The 19,673-nt window shown below is 51.6% G+C and carries 17 protein-coding genes and 1 rRNA gene; 9 read left to right on the forward strand and 9 right to left on the reverse strand.

What is annotated here, in order from left to right:
• Nucleotides 1-36 precede the first annotated feature (36 nt).
• The 8 genes from noc to rpmH all read right to left on the reverse strand — a co-directional run bounded on the left by noc (nt 37) and on the right by rpmH (nt 7,309).
• Nucleotides 37-864 carry a nucleoid occlusion protein gene (gene noc, locus AC50YL_RS30890; RefSeq protein ID WP_494837121.1) on the reverse strand — a complete coding sequence of 276 codons (828 nt, stop codon included), beginning with the start codon at nt 862-864 and terminating at the stop codon, nt 37-39.
• 159 nt (nt 865-1,023) lie between these two features.
• Nucleotides 1,024-1,746: a 16S rRNA (guanine(527)-N(7))-methyltransferase RsmG gene (gene rsmG / locus AC50YL_RS30895; RefSeq protein ID WP_494837123.1), complete on the reverse strand. Its 723-nt coding sequence runs from the start codon at nt 1,744-1,746 to the stop codon at nt 1,024-1,026.
• A gap of 3 nt (nt 1,747-1,749) precedes the next feature.
• Nucleotides 1,750-3,639: a tRNA uridine-5-carboxymethylaminomethyl(34) synthesis enzyme MnmG gene (mnmG, locus tag AC50YL_RS30900; RefSeq protein WP_494837124.1), complete on the reverse strand. Its 1,890-nt coding sequence runs from the start codon at nt 3,637-3,639 to the stop codon at nt 1,750-1,752.
• A 30-nt stretch (nt 3,640-3,669) separates the two neighbouring features.
• Entirely contained in the window at nt 3,670-5,049 is a 1,380-nt protein-coding gene (gene mnmE / locus AC50YL_RS30905; protein WP_494837162.1) for a tRNA uridine-5-carboxymethylaminomethyl(34) synthesis GTPase MnmE, read from the reverse strand.
• An 88-nt stretch (nt 5,050-5,137) separates the two neighbouring features.
• On the reverse strand, nt 5,138-5,842 hold the full coding sequence (gene jag / locus AC50YL_RS30910) for an RNA-binding cell elongation regulator Jag/EloR (RefSeq protein WP_494837126.1): 705 nt from the start codon (nt 5,840-5,842) through the stop codon (nt 5,138-5,140).
• Nucleotides 5,839-6,639: a YidC/Oxa1 family membrane protein insertase gene (locus AC50YL_RS30915; protein ID WP_494837127.1), complete on the reverse strand. Its 801-nt coding sequence runs from the start codon at nt 6,637-6,639 to the stop codon at nt 5,839-5,841. Before AC50YL_RS30915 ends, jag begins: the two co-directional genes overlap by 4 nt.
• Before the next feature lie 117 nt (nt 6,640-6,756).
• Nucleotides 6,757-7,101, reverse strand: coding sequence for a ribonuclease P protein component (gene rnpA, locus AC50YL_RS30920; RefSeq protein WP_494837129.1), 345 nt, complete (start codon nt 7,099-7,101; stop codon nt 6,757-6,759).
• 73 nt (nt 7,102-7,174) lie between these two features.
• Nucleotides 7,175-7,309, reverse strand: coding sequence for a 50S ribosomal protein L34 (gene rpmH / locus AC50YL_RS30925; RefSeq protein ID WP_308636988.1), 135 nt, complete (start codon nt 7,307-7,309; stop codon nt 7,175-7,177).
• A gap of 655 nt (nt 7,310-7,964) precedes the next feature.
• On the opposite strand from rpmH, the gene dnaA reads away from it, so the two are divergent.
• From dnaA to gyrB, 6 genes are all read left to right on the forward strand, one after another.
• Nucleotides 7,965-9,317 carry a chromosomal replication initiator protein DnaA gene (dnaA, locus tag AC50YL_RS30930; protein ID WP_494837131.1) on the forward strand — a complete coding sequence of 451 codons (1,353 nt, stop codon included), beginning with the start codon at nt 7,965-7,967 and terminating at the stop codon, nt 9,315-9,317.
• A gap of 251 nt (nt 9,318-9,568) precedes the next feature.
• A complete protein-coding gene (gene dnaN, locus AC50YL_RS30935) occupies nt 9,569-10,711 on the forward strand; it encodes a DNA polymerase III subunit beta (protein ID WP_494837132.1) in 1,143 nt (380 codons plus the stop codon).
• Nucleotides 10,712-10,728: 17 nt separating this feature from the next.
• Nucleotides 10,729-10,944: a S4 domain-containing protein YaaA gene (gene yaaA / locus AC50YL_RS30940; RefSeq protein WP_161743863.1), complete on the forward strand. Its 216-nt coding sequence runs from the start codon at nt 10,729-10,731 to the stop codon at nt 10,942-10,944.
• 46 nt (nt 10,945-10,990) lie between these two features.
• Entirely contained in the window at nt 10,991-12,100 is a 1,110-nt protein-coding gene (gene recF / locus AC50YL_RS30945) for a DNA replication/repair protein RecF (protein ID WP_494837133.1), read from the forward strand.
• A gap of 30 nt (nt 12,101-12,130) precedes the next feature.
• The gene (gene remB / locus AC50YL_RS30950; RefSeq protein ID WP_090649306.1) at nt 12,131-12,379 is read left to right on the forward strand and encodes an extracellular matrix regulator RemB; all 249 of its coding nucleotides are present in this window, start codon (nt 12,131-12,133) and stop codon (nt 12,377-12,379) included.
• Between the two features lie 104 nt (nt 12,380-12,483).
• A complete protein-coding gene (gene gyrB, locus AC50YL_RS30955; protein ID WP_494837134.1) occupies nt 12,484-14,394 on the forward strand; it encodes a DNA topoisomerase (ATP-hydrolyzing) subunit B in 1,911 nt (636 codons plus the stop codon).
• A 42-nt stretch (nt 14,395-14,436) separates the two neighbouring features.
• Here gyrB and AC50YL_RS30960 read toward each other — a convergent pair whose 3' ends face one another.
• Nucleotides 14,437-15,189: a YheC/YheD family protein gene (locus AC50YL_RS30960; protein WP_494837135.1), complete on the reverse strand. Its 753-nt coding sequence runs from the start codon at nt 15,187-15,189 to the stop codon at nt 14,437-14,439.
• Nucleotides 15,190-15,580: 391 nt separating this feature from the next.
• Here AC50YL_RS30960 and gyrA point away from each other — a divergent pair, with 391 nt between their 5' ends.
• From gyrA to AC50YL_RS30975, 3 genes are all read left to right on the forward strand, one after another.
• Nucleotides 15,581-18,070: a DNA gyrase subunit A gene (gene gyrA, locus AC50YL_RS30965; RefSeq protein ID WP_494837137.1), complete on the forward strand. Its 2,490-nt coding sequence runs from the start codon at nt 15,581-15,583 to the stop codon at nt 18,068-18,070.
• 44 nt (nt 18,071-18,114) lie between these two features.
• Complete coding sequence (locus tag AC50YL_RS30970) at nt 18,115-19,203, forward strand: HD-GYP domain-containing protein (protein ID WP_494837139.1); 1,089 nt, start codon at nt 18,115-18,117, stop codon at nt 19,201-19,203.
• Between the two features lie 287 nt (nt 19,204-19,490).
• Nucleotides 19,491-19,673: ribosomal RNA gene (locus tag AC50YL_RS30975) — 16S ribosomal RNA — on the forward strand; the annotation flags it as partial.

Below are 19,673 nucleotides of genomic sequence, written 5' to 3' on the forward strand. Positions count from 1 at the left end.
TGCCGTCCCATAACTGGACGGCTGTCAGCAAAGCTATTAGCGTTTCGGAATCTTGATTACGATCTCGTAATGATCTTCGAAATCTTGTTCATCGGTCTTGATTTGAAGTCCTGAACCCGAAACCATGTCAATCGATTGCCGAATGGTATTCAAGGCCAGCCGAACGTCTTTCGTAAACGAGACCCGTTTCGCTTTTTTAGCCGCGGTTTGCACCGTTTCTTTATAGAAAGCGACTCGTGCTTCGGTCTGTTTCACGTTCAACTCTTTCGTCAAAATGTCGTCCAACACTTTGAGCTGCAACTCTTCGGAATCAAGCGATAACAGCGCTCTGGCATGCCGTTCCGTGATTTTACGCTCCATTAGGGCGTTTTTAACGATTTCTCCGAGTCCCAACAACCGAATCTTGTTTGCGATGGTTGATTGGCTTTTACCAAGCCGCTGCGCCAAGCTCTCTTGCGTTAGATTGTGCAGATCAATCAACTTTTGGTATGCGACCGCTTCTTCAATCGATGTAAGTCCTTCTCGCTGCAAGTTTTCGATCAAAGCTATGGAGGCTGCTTGCGAATCGTTGAATTCTCGAATAATGGCAGGAATCGTATCGAGACCTAGTTTCTTTACTGCGCGGAATCGGCGCTCGCCCGCAATAATTTCGTACCGTCCATTGCGTGCCCGAACAACAATCGGCTGAATGACGCCATGTGTTCGAATGGTTTGGCTGAGCTCGTCGATTCGATCATCGTCGAATACCGTTCGCGGCTGATAAGGACTCGTATCTACTTCAACGATCGGAATGTGTTTCACTTCATCAAGGTTCGTACTCTTCTGATCGCTCAAACCGAATAAACGAGAGAATTGTTCTTTCATAGCGTCAACATACCACCCGATTTCAAAATGCCGAGTTTGTCGTTTCTATAACATTCGTCGGCTGCAAGTTGATTTCCTGCTTGACAACGCGATATTCCGAACAAATATCAATGCTATTATTGTTCCACGTGAAACATTTCCGCCTTGAGCACTTTGCTTTTATAGGATAGGCTGTTTTAACGGTAAACCTGCTTTTCTTGGATACTTCGCCGGAGTTGCCGCAAGCTTATCGATGACGATAATATGGCGATCCGATTGTTCAAACGGCAGTTTCAGATGGTGGATATTCGAAAGCTTCCCCTTTAACTCGGATAAACTGCGTTTGGCCTCTTGCGTTTCCTCTGCAGGATCCGCGCCTTTCATGGCCGCAAACGCGCCGCCCTTCCTTGCAAAAGGAAGACAGAGCTCGTTCAATCCGCTAAGCCGGGCAACCGCCCTTGCCGTTACAAGATCATAGGTATCTCGATGGGCAGGTAATCGTCCGATATCCTCCGCCCTGCCGTGGACGCAAGTTACCTCAGCAAGACTAAGCGATTCGACGACATGCCGAAGAAACTGAATCCGTTTATTCAGCGAATCTACGATTGTTACTTTGAGATGAGGAAAACAAATTTTCAGCGGCAAGCTTGGGAATCCCGCGCCTGACCCGATGTCGGCCATAACGTCTATCTCGTTCATTTTCACGAATAAAGAAAGGGTTACGGAGTCATAGAAATGCTTCTCGTAGACGGCTTCTCTTTCCGTAATTCCTGTCAAATTCATTTTCTCGTTCCATTCGACGAGTAATTCATAATAGGTCTGGAACTGCTGCAGCTGGAGCGGCGTCAACGCCACTCCCTGCTGCCGAAGCAAATCCGCAAACCACGTTTCGGTCGGATTCATCGATTACCCCCGCGCTGCGACAACCTTATTGTAATGTTCCAAATACACGAGCAGGATCGAAATATCGGCAGGCGTAACGCCGCCGATCCGCGAAGCTTGCCCAATCGAGAGCGGGCGAATGTCGGACAAGTTCTGTTTTGCTTCCTTGGATAAATTCGTGACGACCCCGTATTCGATATCGTCAGGAATACGCTTTTTCTCCATTTTCGCCATGCGTTCGACTTGCAGCTGCTGTTTCTCGATGTAGCCGGCGTATTTGATCTGAATTTCGACTTGTTCCTTCATGTCTTCCGTCAGCGATTCAGACGAAGGCGACAAACGTTCCACATGCTCATACGTGACCTCAGGGCGGCGCAGCAAGGAAAGCGCGTCGGTGACTTGTTGGAGCGGCGCTGTTCCGATCTCATCCAGCAACGCATGTACATGCTCTTCCGGACGGACCTTCACGCTTTTGAGCCGTTCGATTTCTTGTTCGACCAACGCTTTTTTCAGCGTGAATTTTTGATATCGCGCTTCGGAGATCAATCCGATGTCATACCCCGTCGTCGTCAGACGCAAATCCGCATTGTCATGTCGAAGCAAGAGACGATACTCCGCACGGGAAGTAAGCAGCCGATACGGCTCCGTCGTGCCCTTCGTGACGAGGTCATCGATAAGTACGCCGATATAGCCTTGCGAGCGCTCGATGATGACCGGCGGCTTGCCTTGGACTTTCCGCGCGGCGTTAATCCCCGCCATGATGCCTTGGCCGGCCGCTTCCTCATAACCGGAGGTACCATTGATTTGGCCAGCCGTGAATAGACCGGGTACGACTTTTGTTTCGAGCGATGGCCACAATTGAGTGGGTACTACGGCATCGTATTCGATTGCATAGCCCGTGCGCATCATTTCAACCTTCTCCAGTCCTGGAATAGATCGAAGAATGCTCAGTTGCACATCCTCCGGCATGCTCGTGGACAATCCTTGCACGTAGTACTCCGACGTATTCTTGCCTTCCGGTTCCAAGAAGATCTGATGCTTCGGCTTATCCGCGAAGCGGACGATTTTATCTTCAATAGAAGGACAATATTTCGGCCCTGTTCCTTCGATCGCTCCGGAGAACATCGGGGCACGGTGCAAATTATCGCTGATGATCCGGTGCGTCTCTTCCGACGTATACGTCAGCCAGCACGGCAGCTGTTCATTATCTGAGTATTCCGTTTCGTAAGAGAAAAATTTCGGCTTCTCGTCCCCTGGTTGAATCTCCGTCTTGGAAAAGTCGATCGTATCCCCATGCACCCGCGGCGGCGTGCCGGTTTTGAAGCGCACGAGCTGCAGCCCCAGATTGCGCAAGCTTTCCGACAATTTAATGGAAGGTTGTTGATTGTTCGGACCGCTCTCGTACATCAGTTCGCCCATGATCACCTTACCGCGCAGATACGTCCCCGTCGTCACGACGACCGCTTTCGCAAGGTATTCCGCGCCGGTCTTGGTCACGATGCCCACGCATTCTCCGTCCTCGATGATCAGATCCTCAGCCATTCCTTGGCGAAGCGTCAGATGCTCCGTTTCCTCGATCGTCTGCTTCATGAAGTGCTGATATAGAAACTTATCGGCTTGCGCGCGCAGCGCATGAACGGCCGGCCCTTTTCCCGTATTCAACATCCGCATTTGGATGAACGTCTTATCGATATTGCGTCCCATCTCGCCGCCGAGCGCGTCGATCTCCCTAACCACATGACCTTTAGCCGGACCGCCGATCGACGGATTGCACGGCATGAACGCCACCATATCCAGGTTGATCGTCAGCAGCAGCGTCTCCGCTCCCATCCGCGCAGAAGCAAGCGCCGCTTCGCATCCGGCATGTCCCGCACCTATAACAATGACATCGTAATTACCCGCATGATAACCCATTTCCCTATCCCTCCTTGCCACTTGGACAACTTATTTACCTAAACAGAACTGAGAGAAAATTTGATCGATCAGCGACTCAGCTACCGAATCGCCTATCATTTCGCCTAATTGCTCCCATGCCGTGCGCACGTCAATTTGCACGATATCAATCGGAATGCCGATTTCCGTCGCCTCAATCGCATCCACCAACGACTGGCGGGCTTGATTGAGCAGCGTAATATGTCGAACATTGCTGACATACGTCAGATCGGCCGATTCCAGCTCGCCGCCGAAGAACATTCGCTTAATGACCGATTCCAGTTCATCAAGTCCCTGCTCCTTCAGAACGGATAACCGTACAATCGCGTCCGAGGGGAACTGCTTCTCGACTTCCGTTATGTCCAGCTCGACAGGCAGGTCCGTCTTATTTAACAATACGACGACAGGCCGACCGCTCAGCTTCTGCATCAATTCATGGTCATCCGGATGGAGCGATTCATTGGCATTTAGCACAAGCAATATCAGATCCGCTTCCTCAAGCGCCGAACGCGAACGCTCGACGCCGATTCGCTCTACCACGTCGGCCGTCTCGCGAATACCGGCCGTATCCAGAAGCCGGAGCGGAATGCCGCCCAGCGTAATATATTCCTCGATCACATCCCGCGTCGTGCCGGGAATATCGGTTACGATCGCTTTATTTTCCTGCACGAGTGCATTCAGCAGCGAAGATTTACCGACATTCGGCCGGCCGACGATAGCCGTAACGATACCTTCCCGTAATATCTTGCCTTCCGCGGCCGTTTTTAGCAATCGATCAATTTCCTCGCATGCTTCTCCGCAGCGATTCCGAATGTAGCTGCTCGTCATCGACTCGACATCATGCTCGGGATAATCGATATTGACCTCGATATGAGCCAATAGCTCGATCAATCCGTGACGGAGCGCCTTCACCTTCTTGGATAGCATGCCTTCGGATTGCTTAAGCGCAACGGAGAATGCCCGGTCCGACTTCGACCGGATGAGATCGATAACCGCCTCCGCCTGCGTCAGGTCGATCCTGCCGTTCAGGAAAGCGCGCTTCGTGAATTCACCCGGCTCCGCAATCCGTATCTCGCCGGAACGCAGCAGCAGCTCCAGCACGCGCTTAACGGCTACTACGCCGCCGTGCGTACTCAGCTCGACGACGTCTTCCGCCGTGAACGACCTCGGCCCCCTCATGATCGTGAGCAAGATTTCTTCCACCGTTTCTCCCGTAGCCGGATCGAAGATGTGTCCATAATGAACCGTATGCGTATTCGCCTCGGCCATATTCGACTTGGATCGGAAGTAACTCGAGCAGGCTTGCACGGCCTCCGGCCCGCTTACCCGAATAACGGCAATGCCGCCCTCTCCGACGGCTGTCGAAATGGCGGCAATCGTGTCTTGTATCATCATCGTGTATTCCCTCTTAACTTGGATCAAAATAAAAAACGAGCAATGACCGGTAAGAGCCATTGCTTGAATAGAGCGCTATGCATCGTTATTTCAGCGTAATGACCACGCGCCGATTGGGCTCGTCGCCTTTGCTGAACGTCTTCACCCTGGCGTGGTTCTGAAGCTGCGAATGAATAATCTTGCGCTCGTGAGGTGCCATCGGCTCGAGAACGACTTCTTTTCGAGTTCGTATGACATGCCCCGCCAAGCGATCCGATAAATCTTCAAGCGTCTTGCGTCTACGATCGCGAAAATCTTCCGCATCGAGCACGATTCGCAGATGGCTGTTGGAATAACGGTTGGCCACGATATTGACCAGGTATTGCAAAGCATCGAGCGTTTGACCGCGGCGTCCGATCAGCATGCCGAGATCCCCGCCGCCGGATAACGCGAGAGTCAATCCTTCTTTTGAATCGTTACGAGCAATCGTAATGTCAAGCCCCATGGTTCTTGCCACTTCAATAATGAATCGTTCCGTTTCAAGGATCGCATCTTTCGCTAACGCAGCAGGCTTGTCCGCTGCCGGAGCAGCCGCCGCCGTTATGACCGGCACGGATTCCGCCGCAACCTCGTTATGGGACAATAGCACGAGTTCGACCTTGGCGGAACGAGTTCCGATCAATCCGAACAACCCTCTGCTTGGTTTCTCCAGCACGGTCACGTTTACGCGCTCCGCGGATACTTGCAATTCCATTAAACCATTTCTTACAGCATCTTCGATCGTTTTACCCGATGCCACGATTTTCTTCATTTCGCAGGGACACTCTCCTTATCTTTCGGCGAGTTGCGTACATAAAGGAAATAATTTTGCACAATGGTATAGGTGTTGCTGAAGATCCAGTACAACGGCAGAGCGGACGGAAACGATATTGCCATTACGAAGATCAACACCGGGAAGATCATCATGATCCCTTGCATCGCCGGCATCGTCTTTTGTTGGGACTGCATCATTTTGGACTGCACGAACGTCGTGATGGCAGCCAAAATCGGCAGGATATACGTATGGTCCTTCTCGCCGAGCTGCAGCCAGAGGAATGTATGCTCACGAATGTTCTCATTCATATAGATCGAGTTGTAGAGCGCGATAAACACGGGCATCTGCACGATCAGCGGGAGACAGCCTGCCAGCGGATTGACCTTATGCTGCTGGAACAGCTTCATCGTCTCTTCCTGCTGCTTTTGCGGGTTATCTTTGTGCTTCTCTTTCAATTTTGCCAGTTCCGGCTGCAGAGCCTGCATCGCCTTCGAACTGCGGTACTGCTTGATCGTAAGCGGGAGAATCAACGTACGTACGATAACCACCATCAGCAAAATCGCGATGCCGTACTCGCCGTTGAACCACTTCGCGAAGTTCTCCAACACAAGCGAGAAATAGTAGACGACATGCCGCTGCCAGAAGTTCCCGTGCGATAAGTCATCCATTGAAACCGGGTGAGTAGCCGATGAACAGCCGCTCAAGAAAAACATCACGGCAATTAGCGCGAATGCCGTTATCCATGTTCGTTTCGAAATACGGGACAACATGTAAATCTCCTCTCTGCGTACCATAAGCGCCGCCCCTATCAAAAGGCGCAAGCGATGCAAAATCATTCAGCTAAACTATATCACATTTTATGGCACAAAGAAACAAGCCCGCTCCCCGCGGTAAAGCGATTTCAAGGCTCTTTATTTCTGCTTCAGAAGCCCTGCCCGCTTCAAGACGTGGAGCATGCTTTTCTCGAGTTCCTTTATGCCGAGACCGACGGCCGGTTTGCGTACGATCACGATGAAATCGAGCTGGTCGGCGATGCGGCCCGTCTGATGGCGGACGATCTCCTTCACGAGCCTTCTCATTCGGTTGCGCACGACGGCATTGCCGATTTTCTTGCTGGCCGAGACGCCGAGGCGGAACGGTTCCGCTTTATGCTGGCGGGACCAGTACACGACGAATTGGCTGTTGGCGAACGATTTGCCGTTTCGATAGATCCGGCTGAAATCTTCGCGGTTACGCAAACGCAGCTTTCTTTGCACGGCGCATCTTCACCTTTATTACATAGTATGACCCGTATAAATGAAAAAAAGACCACGTAAAGTGGTCTTGAAGTTACGCGCTCAGTACTTTTCTTCCCCGTTGACGGCGGGCAGCCAGCACTTTACGTCCGTTTGCGGATGCCATACGTTTGCGGAAACCATGAACTTTTTTGCGTTTGCTCACATTCGGTCTAAATGTAGGTCTCATTGATCTATGCACCTCCTAACCATACTCAATCGCCTTGTCTTTGGTCTTCATTCTATACTGATCGTCTTCACGATTCGCGATCGTCGGTTTTCCTATTCGAGCATGCTGCAAGGTCGATAAGAAAAATCGAACGATGAGCATTCTCCGTAAAAAACGCCTTTTCCAATTAAACCACGCCAACATACAAAAGTCAACCTGCAGGCCAGGCGAACAGGCAGGAAGTCTACTACCGAATAAAGACTGTGGATAAACGGTTCTTCGCTCTGATAACCGCGCCAAATTAATAACATGTGGATGATTTTATCGCACTTCCCCGGATTATGTCGAAATGGTAACAAGATATTAACAATATCTAGTGTTGTCGATAAGTTTTGTACACAACCTATTGAATTTGTGGATAAAATGGCCGTTATCGTTGAATATCAAGGCTTCTTTTGCTATGATAAATATGTTTTCTGTGTGGATGACTCCAACTCCCCCTCAACATTATTAACAGCCTGTGGATAAGAATGTGAACAACATTCATCCCCCTTGAATAAGTTTTATTCTCCATCCCTTAATAATGTGGATTCATTTCCTGCCGAATACCCCCTGTTTTCGACATCTTCAGCTGGATAGCGCCCTTTGCGGCGATTTTGATAAGGAGTGACCATTTGTGGATAGCCATACGCACGAAATGTGGCAACAGGTGCTGTCTATCATACAAACCAAGTTGAGCAAGCCCAGCTTCGATACTTGGTTTAAGGCGACGAAAGCTTCGTTCAGCGGAGAATCCGTCGTCATTGTAACAGCACCGACGACTTTCGCGGCCGAATGGCTCGAAAGCCGGTATACCAAGCTTGTGCGGACGACGCTGCAGGAATTCATGGGGCGTCAATTCGACATTAAATTCGTGATTGAAGAAAATAAACCGCCTGAACCAGCGGAGTTCCAGCCGATCGTATTACCCCCCGCCCAAGTCGGCCCGGAAGAGACTTACTCGCACATGCTTAATCCTAAATACATGTTCGATACGTTCGTCATCGGCGCGAACAATCGTTTCGCCCATGCCGCGTCACTGGCCGTGGCCGAAGCGCCGGCGAAAGCCTATAATCCGCTGTTTCTCTATGGTGGCGTCGGACTCGGCAAGACGCATTTGATGCATGCGATCGGGCATTACATTTTGGAGCATAACCCCAACACGCGGGTGCTTTATTTGTCTTCCGAGAAGTTTACCAACGAATTCATCAATGCGATCCGCGATAACCGCGGCGAAAGCTTCCGCAACAAATACCGGAACATCGACGTGCTGCTGATCGATGATATTCAGTTTTTGGCGGGGAAAGAACAGACGCAGGAAGAATTCTTTCATACCTTCAACGCGCTGCACGAGGAACGCAAACAAATCGTCATTTCCAGCGACCGCCCGCCCAAAGAAATACCGACGCTGGAAGAACGGCTGCGTTCGCGTTTCGAATGGGGGCTCATAACGGACATTCAGCCGCCTGACCTGGAGACGCGGATCGCGATCTTGAGGAAGAAGGCGAAAGCGGAAAATTTGGACATCCCGAACGAGGCCATGGTCTACATTGCCAGTCAAATCGATACGAACATTCGCGAGCTCGAAGGTGCTCTCATCCGTGTCGTGGCTTATTCATCCCTGATCAACGAGGATATTTCCTCGCATCTGGCGGCCGAAGCGCTGAAGGATATCATTCCGTCCAGCAGGCCCAAAATGATTACGATGCAGGATATTCAGCATAAAGTCGGAGAGCTGTACGGGTTGAAGCTGGAGGAGTTCAAGGCGCGCAAACGCACGAAGGCGGTCGCATTCCCGAGGCAAATCGCCATGTACCTGTCCAGGGAGCTGACCGACTACTCGCTGCCTAAGATCGGGGAAGCTTTCGGCGGACGCGACCATACGACCGTCATTCATGCCCACGAGAAGATCACGCAGCAGCTCAAAATCGATTCCGAGCTGTTCAAGATCATTCAGACGTTAACGGAGAAGATCAAAAGCCATTCCTGAATATGAATAGGAAGAACGGTGCATAACGCGCGCGAAAGTTATTCACTTCTTCAACATCGAACCGGCAAGCCTATGCACACGCTGTACACATGTGGATAGGCTTGCTTTATCCGTGTTAAACCCACTTATCCACATATTCAGCGCCCCTACTACGACTTCTACTATCTTTCTTTAATAAACATCATCAAAATATAGGTGAAAACGACTCCCTTTTTCGCAGCCGTGATCCCTTTCCTTTAGGAGTGACAATTATGAAATTAACGATCCGCAAAGATCAATTAAACGACGCGATTCAACAAGTATCCAAGGCTTCTTCGACACGTCCCGCGATTCCGATTCTCGGCGGCATCAAAATCGACGTGAATCATCAAGGTATCACATTGACGGCAAGCGACACGGACATCTCCATTCAAAGCTTTATTCCCGTCGAAAACGGCGAATTCGTCATCGCCAGGGTCGAGAAACCGGGAAGCGTCGTGCTGCCGGCGAAGTTTTTCGTCGAAATCGTCAAGAAGCTGCCTTCGGACGAGCTTGAGATCGAAGTCAAAGACGGATTTCAAACGATGATCCGCTCCGGCATGACGGATATCCAGATGGTCGGTCTGGATCCGGAGGAATTCCCGATATTGCCGACCATTGAACAAAGCGAGTCGATTGCCGTTCCGGGCGACCTGCTTAAATCGATGATTCGTCAAACCATATTCGCGGCTTCGACCAGCGAGCAAACGCCGATTTTGACCGGGGCGCTTTGGAATTTATCCGAAGGCCAGCTCAAATTCGTCGCAACGGACCGTCACCGCCTTGCCAGCCGCGCCGCCACGGTCGAAGCACCGGAAGGCTATAAATTCTCCAATGTCGTCATCTCCGGCAAGACGCTGGGCGAACTGTCGAAGATCGTTCCGGACGATCATACACATGTGGATATCGTCGTCGCCGACAATCAAGTGCTGTTCAAAGTCGGCCATGTACTCTTCTATTCCCGCATTCTGGATGGGACGTACCCCGACACTTCCAAGATTATTCCGCAGAATTTCAAAACAGAACTCGTCCTGCCAACAAAAAAATTGACGGACGCGATCGATCGCGCCTACCTGATGTCACGCGAAGAGAAAACGAACATCGTTCGCCTCGTTACCCAAGAAGACGGCTCGATCGAAATTTCGTCCAGCTCCACGGAGCTTGGCCGCGTAACGGAACAGGTGGAAGTAAAAGAAATGACCGGCGAGCAGCTGCGCATCGCCTTTAACTCCAAATACATGCTCGATACGCTGAAAGTCATCGACAGCGAATTCATCTTCATCGGCTTTACCGGCGCCATGAGCCCGATTATCATCAAACCGACCGACCATCCGCACAGCCTGCATCTCATCCTTCCGTACCGGACGACAGGCTAAACGAGGAGACAACCAGCATGAAAGAAATCGGAATTGCCACGGAATATATCGCGCTCGGCCAGTTTTTGAAGCTGTCGGACTGCATCGACAGCGGCGGGGCGGCAAAGTTCTTTTTGCAGGAAAATGAAGTCGTGATCAACGGAGAGCCGGATAACCGCCGCGGCCGCAAGCTGTATGTCGGGGATAAAATAGACGTAAAAGGATTCGGCGCCTTTACGATCGTGAAACGGTAATGCGGCAAACAGCTGTTTACGCCGGCAATGACCGGGAGGCCTTACAGTGCGATTAAATGCTTTGCAGCTTCAGAATTACCGCAATTACGAGCAGATCGAATTAACGACCGGTAATCAGGTCAATCTGTTTGTCGGTCGGAATGCGCAGGGCAAGACGAATCTGCTTGAAGCGATCCTCGTGCTTGCTTTGACCAAGTCGCACCGGACCAGCAAAGACAAGGAATTAATCGGCTGGCAGTCCAGCGAAGCCCGCATAAGGGGAGAAGTCGAGAAACGCTACGGAACCGTGACGCTGGATCTCGCTTTGTCCCAACAAGGGAAGAAAGCGAAAATCAACGGTTTGGAGCAGCGCAAGCTGAGCGATTTCGTCGGTTCGCTCAACGTCGTCATGTTCGCCCCGGAGGATCTCGAGATCGTGAAGGGAACGCCGGGCGTGCGCCGCCGGTTTCTCGACATGGAAATCGGCCAGGTGCAGCCCGGTTATTTGCATGCGCTCGGCCAATACCATAAAGTGCTGCAGCAGCGCAATAATTACCTCAAATCGACCCTGCCCGGCAACGCTAATGCGGCCATGCTTGAAGTTTGGAACATGCAGCTTGCCGAGTATGGTGTTAAAATTGTGAAAAAAAGGCAAAGCTTCATAGAGAAGCTGCAGAAATGGGCGCAGACCATCCATGCCGGCATTACGGCCGGATCGGAAGAGCTGACGATCGCGTATCGGCCCTCTTTCGAAAGCGACGCCAAAGAAGAAGAATCTATATTATTTGAGCAATTTATGATAAAGTTAACGCAAGTCAAGGATCAGGAGCTTCGTCGAGGGATGACGCTCGTTGGTCCTCATCGTGATGACATGGCTTTCTTTATCAACGGCAAAGAAGCGTCGGTTTACGGTTCCCAGGGACAGCAGCGAACGACTGCGCTGTCGCTCAAGTTAGCCGAGATCGAACTCATTCATGAAGAAATCGGCGAGTACCCCTTGCTGCTGCTCGACGATGTGTTATCGGAGCTGGATCAGCATCGGCAAACGCAGCTGATTGAAACTTTTCAAAGCAAAGTACAAACGTTCATTACGACTACGGGGCTTGAGAGCGTCAATATCAGCAAGCTGCATGACACCCGAATCTATCATGTACAGGACGGGCATGTAACGCTGTAATCGCGAAGTGAAGAAGCGGAGGGCGAAGCAATGTATATACATTTAGGCGGGGAGAAAATCATTCGTGCCGCGGAGCTCGTGGCGATCTTCGATATTTCGATCGAGCAGTCCTCCAAGCTTTCCAAGCAATTCGTCGCGCAAGCCCGTAAGCGCAAAGACGTTGAAATCATAGGAGAAGAAGAAGCGAAATCCATTGTAGTAACCGAGCATAAGATCTACTACTCGCCCATCTCATCTTCAACGCTTAAGAAACGTTCGCACCATTTTGCGACAAGTTAGCGGGTTAACGGGCATTCAGCATGCAAAATGGCAAGTAGGTTGCAGGCCCGAGCAGCGAACGAAGTTCGCGGCCAGGGTAGTTGAGAGGAGCAGTGAAACCCAGCATGTCGTCGAATCAGAATACGTATGACGAAAGTCAGATTCAAGTCCTTGAAGGGTTGGAGGCAGTACGCAAACGCCCGGGGATGTACATCGGCTCCACTAGCGGAAAAGGACTTCACCATCTCGTATGGGAAGTCGTTGACAATAGTATTGACGAGGCGCTCGCAGGCTATTGCACGCGCATCGAAGTATCGATTCATGAAGACAACAGCATCACCGTTATCGATAACGGCCGCGGTATCCCGGTCGGAGAGAACGCGAAGCTGAAGAAATCGACGCTCGAAGTCGTCATGACCGTGCTTCATGCCGGCGGCAAGTTCGGCGGCGAAGGCTATAAAGTATCCGGGGGTCTTCACGGCGTCGGGATATCCGTCGTGAACGCCTTGTCCGAGTGGGTTGAAGTCACGGTTAAACGGGAAGGCAAGGTTTATCGCCAAGAGTATCGACGCGGCGCGCCGCAATATGAGATCAAGGTTATCGGTGATTCGGACGAAACCGGCACCACGACCCATTTCAAGCCGGACGGCGAGATATTCACCGAAACGCTCGTTTACGAATACGAAGTGCTGCAGTCGCGGATTCGCGAGCTGGCATTTTTGAATAAAGGGATTGAAATCGCGCTAAGCGACGAACGCACGGGCACGTCCACCACGTACAAATACGAAGGCGGCATCATCGAGTTCGTCAAGTATTTGAACCGTAGCCGGGAAGCGTTGCATGAAGCGCCGATCTATGTCGAAGGATCCAAAGATAATATTCAAGTCGAAGTAGCGCTCCAATACAATGACAGCTATACCGAGAATATCTATTCGTTCGCGAACAATATCAACACCCATGAAGGCGGTACGCACGAATCCGGCTTCAAGAGCGCGCTGACACGGATCATCAACGAGTACGCCCGCAAAATGAACGCCATCAAGGATAGCGACTCCAACCTGTCCGGCGATGATGTCCGCGAAGGATTGACGGCGATCATCTCCGTCAAAATCCCGGAACCGCAGTTCGAGGGTCAAACGAAGACCAAACTCGGCAACAGCGAAGTCCGCGGCATCGTAGAATCCTTCTTCGCCGAGAAGTTCCAGGAGTTTCTCGACGAGAACCCGTCGGTATCGCGTAAAATCGTCGATAAAGGGCTGTCGGCTTCCCGCGCCCGCGAAGCCGCGCGCAAAGCGCGCGAGTTGACGCGCCGCAAGAGCGCGCTGGAAGTCAGCGCGCTGCCGGGCAAACTGGCCGACTGTTCGTCGCGCGACGCTTCGATCAGCGAGATCTACATCGTCGAAGGGGACTCCGCGGGCGGTTCCGCCAAGCAAGGCCGCGACCGCCATTTTCAAGCGATTTTGCCGCTCCGGGGGAAAATCTTGAACGTCGAGCGCGCCCGTCTCGATCGGATTCTCTCCAACACGGAGATCCGAGCAATCATAACGGCGCTTGGCACGAGCATTGCGGATGACTTCGACCTCTCCAAAGCGCGTTACCATAAAGTCATCATTATGACGGATGCCGACGTCGACGGCGCGCATATTCGAACGCTGCTGCTTACGTTCTTCTTCCGCTACATGCGCAAGATCATCGAGGCCGGTTACGTGTACATCGCCCAGCCGCCGCTCTTTAAGATCGAACGAAATAAAGTCGTCCGTTACGCGCAGACCGAGAAAGAGCGCGAAACCATCATCGCCGAATTCGGCGAAGGCGCCAAAGTCAACGTGCAGCGGTATAAAGGTCTCGGCGAGATGAACGCTTCCCAACTGTGGGAGACGACCATGGATCCCGAGAGCCGGACAATGCTGCAAGTCACGATCGAGGATGCCATCGAAGCCGACAATATCTTCGAAACGCTGATGGGCGACAACGTGGAACCGCGTCGCGAATTCATTCAAGAGTTCGCGAAATACGTCAAAAACCTCGACATTTAGCGTAAATCAAACAAGCCGTCCGAAGAATCGGGCGGCTTGTCGTTATTTCATGCGTCTGTCGTAAGCGAGACAGTACCGGTAGATGCGCCGGAACATCGTTTTGTCGCCCAGCTTGCGGAAGATATAGGGATCCGGCAGCGTATTGACCTCCAGGATCCAGGGACGGAGCGATTCGTCGATCGCGATATCGATGCCGATTTCTTTCAACCGCGGATAACGGGTCTGCAGCTGCGCGGCGACAGACTTGCCGATGTCGGCGAGCCACATTTTGTAGCTCTCGATTTGCGGCGGCGTGACATGCGGCTGCATCAATTTGTCGAAGGCCATGGGTACGCCGCCGCTATGGTAGTTGGTCACGATTTTTTGGGGATGGCTGAGCCTTCCGATGATTCCGGTCGTTTCCCATTCATGCTTGGGATTGTGCTGCACCATCACGCGAATGTCGAAGCGCAGTCCGTCGTACGTGAGAAGGGGAATTCCTTGTTGAATTAAGTAGGGGCGGTTTCCGATGCGCTTCTGAAGCGACGCTGCCATCTTGTCGAAGGAGGCGAACCGCAGGGGAACAGTACCGGTTTGATACGTGTATGCGAGGTCCGCGTTCTTTTCCACCCGAACGACGCCTAACCCGAAGGTACCTTGATCGGGTTTGACGTAAACCATGCCGTGTTCATCCAACATGGCTTCCAATTCCGGGATGTTCCAACGTTTCGTGACCGGTATACGCTCACGCAGCTGCTCCGATAGCAGCAGTACTTTCGTTTTTGCCCATTTGCTTTTCACGCGCTGGATGGCCAACCTGGCTCCACCTTTCGTGTTCTTGGTAAGAGGTTCGGGAATACCATGGCATGCAGGAGACAGAGGCGAAAATCAATGTTATAATAGAGATAATGCCTATTTTTAGGTTTATCTGCAGAACGGCTCGAAAATGGCCTCATGATCATGTTAGTTTATGGCGGATATTCGGGTTTGGAGCGTGTATACACCTAGTGCGGAGAAGTTTTAGAGTTGGGTACGCGCGTGAGGCAAGTTTCATGTTTGCAAACGTTTAAGGATGGCAAGAATGAGCCGAAACTATAAATGAATGCTAGTATTCGTTCGATGATTATTCCTGCTCTTCGATGGCGTCGCATTCATCGTTCAACCGTCATTGAAAGCTTAAGCATATGCAAACTCTAGGAGGTTTACGATGGCAGAAGAGAAAAATCTGCAAGTACGGGATCGCGATATCGGTACCGAGATGCGCGAATCGTTTATGGATTATGCAATGAGTATCATTGTCAGCCGCGCGCTGCCGGACGTTCGCGACGGATTAAAGCCCGTGCATCGCCGGATTTTGTTCGCGATGTCCGAGCTGGGCATGTCTCCGGACAAACCGTATAAGAAGTCGGCCAGGATCGTCGGCGAAGTCATCGGTAAATACCATCCGCACGGCGACTCTGCCGTTTACGAGACGATGGTACGGATGGCGCAGGACTTCTCGCTCCGTTATATGCTGATCGACGGACACGGCAATTTCGGATCCATCGATGGTGATATGGCTGCCGCGATGCGATATACGGAAGCGCGTCTTTCCAAGATCGCCATGGAAATGCTCCGCGATATCAATAAAGAAACCATCGATTATGCACCTAACTATGACGGCGAAGAGCATGAGCCGACGGTGCTGCCTGCCCGTTTCCCGAATCTGCTCGTCAATGGATTGACCGGGATCGCGGTAGGGATGGCGACCAACATTCCGCCGCATAATTTGACCGAAGTCATCAATGGAGTACAGGCGCTTATCCGCAATCCGGATATCACCCCGATCGAATTGATGGATTATATAAAAGGACCCGACTTCCCGACGGCAGGCTTTGTCATGGGACGCGAAGGCATGCGCCAAGCGTACACCACCGGCCGCGGTTCGGTGACGATGCGTGCGCGGGCAACTATCGAAGAGAATGGCGGCAAGGCGCGCATTATCGTGCACGAACTGCCGTATCAGGTCGTCAAAGCGCGCCTCGTCGAGAAAATCGCCGAGCTCGTTCGCGAGAAGAAGATCGAAGGCATCACGGATCTGCGCGACGAGTCCGATCGCAACGGCATGCGCGTCGTCATCGAGCTTCGCCGAGATGTCACGCCGACGGTCGTGCTCAACAATTTGTACAAGCATACGCAGATGCAGATGAATTTCGGCTTCAACATGCTGGCGCTCGTCAAGGGCGAACCGCGTACGCTCAACCTGCGGGATATTCTCTATTACTACCTGGAGCACCAGATCGAAGTCATCCGACGCCGGACCGAATTCGACCTGAAGAAGGCGGAAGCCCGGGCTCACATCCTGGAAGGCTTGCGCATCGCGCTGGATAATTTGGATGAAGTCATCCGGCTGATTCGCGCATCGCAAACGACCGACGAAGCACGCGAAGGCTTGATTTCGCGATTCGGGCTCAGCTTTGATCAATCGCAGGCCATCCTCGATATGCGCTTGCAACGCTTAACCGGTCTGGAACGCGATAAAATCGAAGCCGAATATGCGGAATTGCTGCGCAAGATTTCCGAATACAAGGCGATTTTGGCCGATGAGCAGCTGGTGCTCCAAATCATCAACGACGAGTTGGAAGATGTGAAAGAAAGGTTCGGCGACGAACGCCGAACGGAGTTGATGGCAAGCGAAGATGAAATTCTCGATGAGGATCTGATTCCGCGGGAAGATGTCGTCATTTCGGTTACGCATTCCGGTTACGTGAAACGTTTGCCGGTCAAAACCTATCGCAGCCAGAAGCGCGGCGGCAAAGGCGTCATCGGCATGGACACGAAGGACACCGACTTCGTCGAGCATCTTTTCGTATCCAACACGCATCACTTCTTGCTCTTCTTTACGAATAAGGGCAAGGTCTACCGGTTGAAAGCCTATGAGATCCCGGATCTCAGCCGGACCGCGCGGGGAACGCCGATCATTAACTTGATCCAGATCGAACAAGGCGAAACGGTCAATGCCGTTATCCCGGTGGAGTCGTTCGAGCCGGATCGCTTCTTGTTCTTTGCGACCAAGAACGGCATCGTCAAGAAAACGCCGCTCGATGATTACGCCAATATCCGTAAAGTCGGACTCATTGCCATCAATTTGCGCGATGACGACGATTTGATCGGCGTGAAGTTGACGGACGGCAATCAAGAGATCATCATGGGCACAAGCCAGGGGATGTCCATCCGGTTCCCGGAACAGGACGTTCGTCCGATGGGACGTTCGGCAACAGGCGTCAAGGGGATCAACTCCGATGATGACGATGAAGTTGTCGGCATGGACGTCGTAGCGCCGGGAAGCGAGATTCTCATCGTAACGGCCAATGGTTACGGGAAAAGAACGCCGGAAGGCGAGTACCGGTCCCAGAGCCGCGGCGGCAAAGGAATCAAGACGCTCAACGTGCAGGAGAAGAAGGGGCTGATCGTCAGCTTGCGCGTCGTGCAAAGCGACGAGGATCTGATGATCATGACGTCCTCCGGTACGTTGATCCGCATGAGCATGGCCGACATTTCGACCATGGGGCGGAATACGCAAGGGGTTAGATTGATCAATATCCGCGAAGATGACTCCGTTGCGACGGTAACCAGGGTTGCTCGCAGCGAAGAAACCGAAGACGGCGAGGAGTTTGAAGGCGCCGACGTCGAAGATACGTCATCTGACGAACAATAGATTTCCAATGCAGTGTTGAGGCAAGCAACGTGGAGGAGAGACGTATGGGCACGGTATCAGTTTCGCAGGTGAAGCTCGGGGACAAAATCGCGCAAGACGTTCTGACGCCGCTCGGCAGCGTGCTTTTCCATAAGGGAAAGGTCATTACGCCCCGAGAGTATGAAATCTTGCAGGCTTTTCTCGTACCCCAAGTCATTATCGATGGGCCGCCGGAGAAGAAGGAAGCGGAAGAAGCGTCGACTGACAAAAGTCAGGAGCAAGCGAAGGAAGCGACATACGTTAAATCATCGCTTATGGAACAATATGATCGTACGGTCGTACTATTGAAAAGCGTATTTAACCAAATGATGAGCGGACAAACCTTGCCAATGCTCGATATCCGCAATCAGCTTGAGTCGCTGCTGCAGCATAGCCACGAATACAAAATGCTGACGTTCTTTCCGAAAAACGTGCCGAACGAAGATTATCTCTACCACAAAAGCGTAATGTCCGCGCTCAGCTGCTACATGATGGCGCAATGGAACGGACTGCCCAAGAAGGATTGGATGCAGTCCGCGCTTGCCGGATTGCTCCATGATATCGGCAATGCCAAGATCGATCGCGCCATTTTGAACAAACCGACGAAGCTGACGCCCGAGGAAGCGGAAGACATGAAACGCCATACGGTGCTCGGCTATCAACTGCTCAAAAACGTCGCCGCGATTAATGAAGGCGTCAAATTAGCGGCTCTCCAGCATCATGAACGATTCGACGGTAGCGGCTACCCTCTCGGAATCGGATCGGAGAAGATTCATCCCTATGCGAAGTTCGTTGCGATTTCGGACATTTTCAATGCAATGACGATGAAACGGTCGTATCGCAATGCAACTTCTCCTTATTTGGTACTGGAGCAGTTGCATCAGGATTCTTTCGGCAAGCTCGATCCCGCGTACGTACGTATCTTTATCGAGAAGGCCACGCAGTTCCATAACGGAACCGTCGTTCGTCTAAGCGACAATAGGCTTGGCGAGATCGTATTCTCCGACCGCAACCACCCGACGCGGCCATGGGTGTCGGTGAATGGGGCAATCGTGAATTTAGCGAATGAAAGACAGTTATATATAGAAGAAGTCATTACAAGAACGAACGCTTGAATTTAATTTCATATTTAAGCTTGACCTTTTGAGAAGAACTGTGATATATTACTTTTTGCCGCTTTTGAGGCAAACTAATGTATCACAGTTTTTTATTGAAAGAAAATAAAAAAGCTTGCAATGAAGCAAGCATCTGTGATATATTAATCAAGTCGCCGCTGAGACATGGGCGATACGAGAAAAGAACTTGTACCTTGAAAACTGAACAATGAGCGACCTGTCAAACAGGTTTTAAAGTAAGTCAGCGATGAGCTAACAAGCACATCCTGAAAATGGCTTCGGCCACTTTTATGGAGAGTTTGATCCTGGCTCAGGACGAACGCTGGCGGCGTGCCTAATACATGCAAGTCGAGCGGAGCTATCCTTCGGGATAGCTTAGCGGCGGACGGGTGAGTAACACGTAGGCAACCTGCCTGCAAGACTGGGATAACATTCGGAAACGAATGCTAATACCGGATACGCAGTTTCCC

This window comes from Paenibacillus sp. J22P277 (assembly GCF_059383675.1).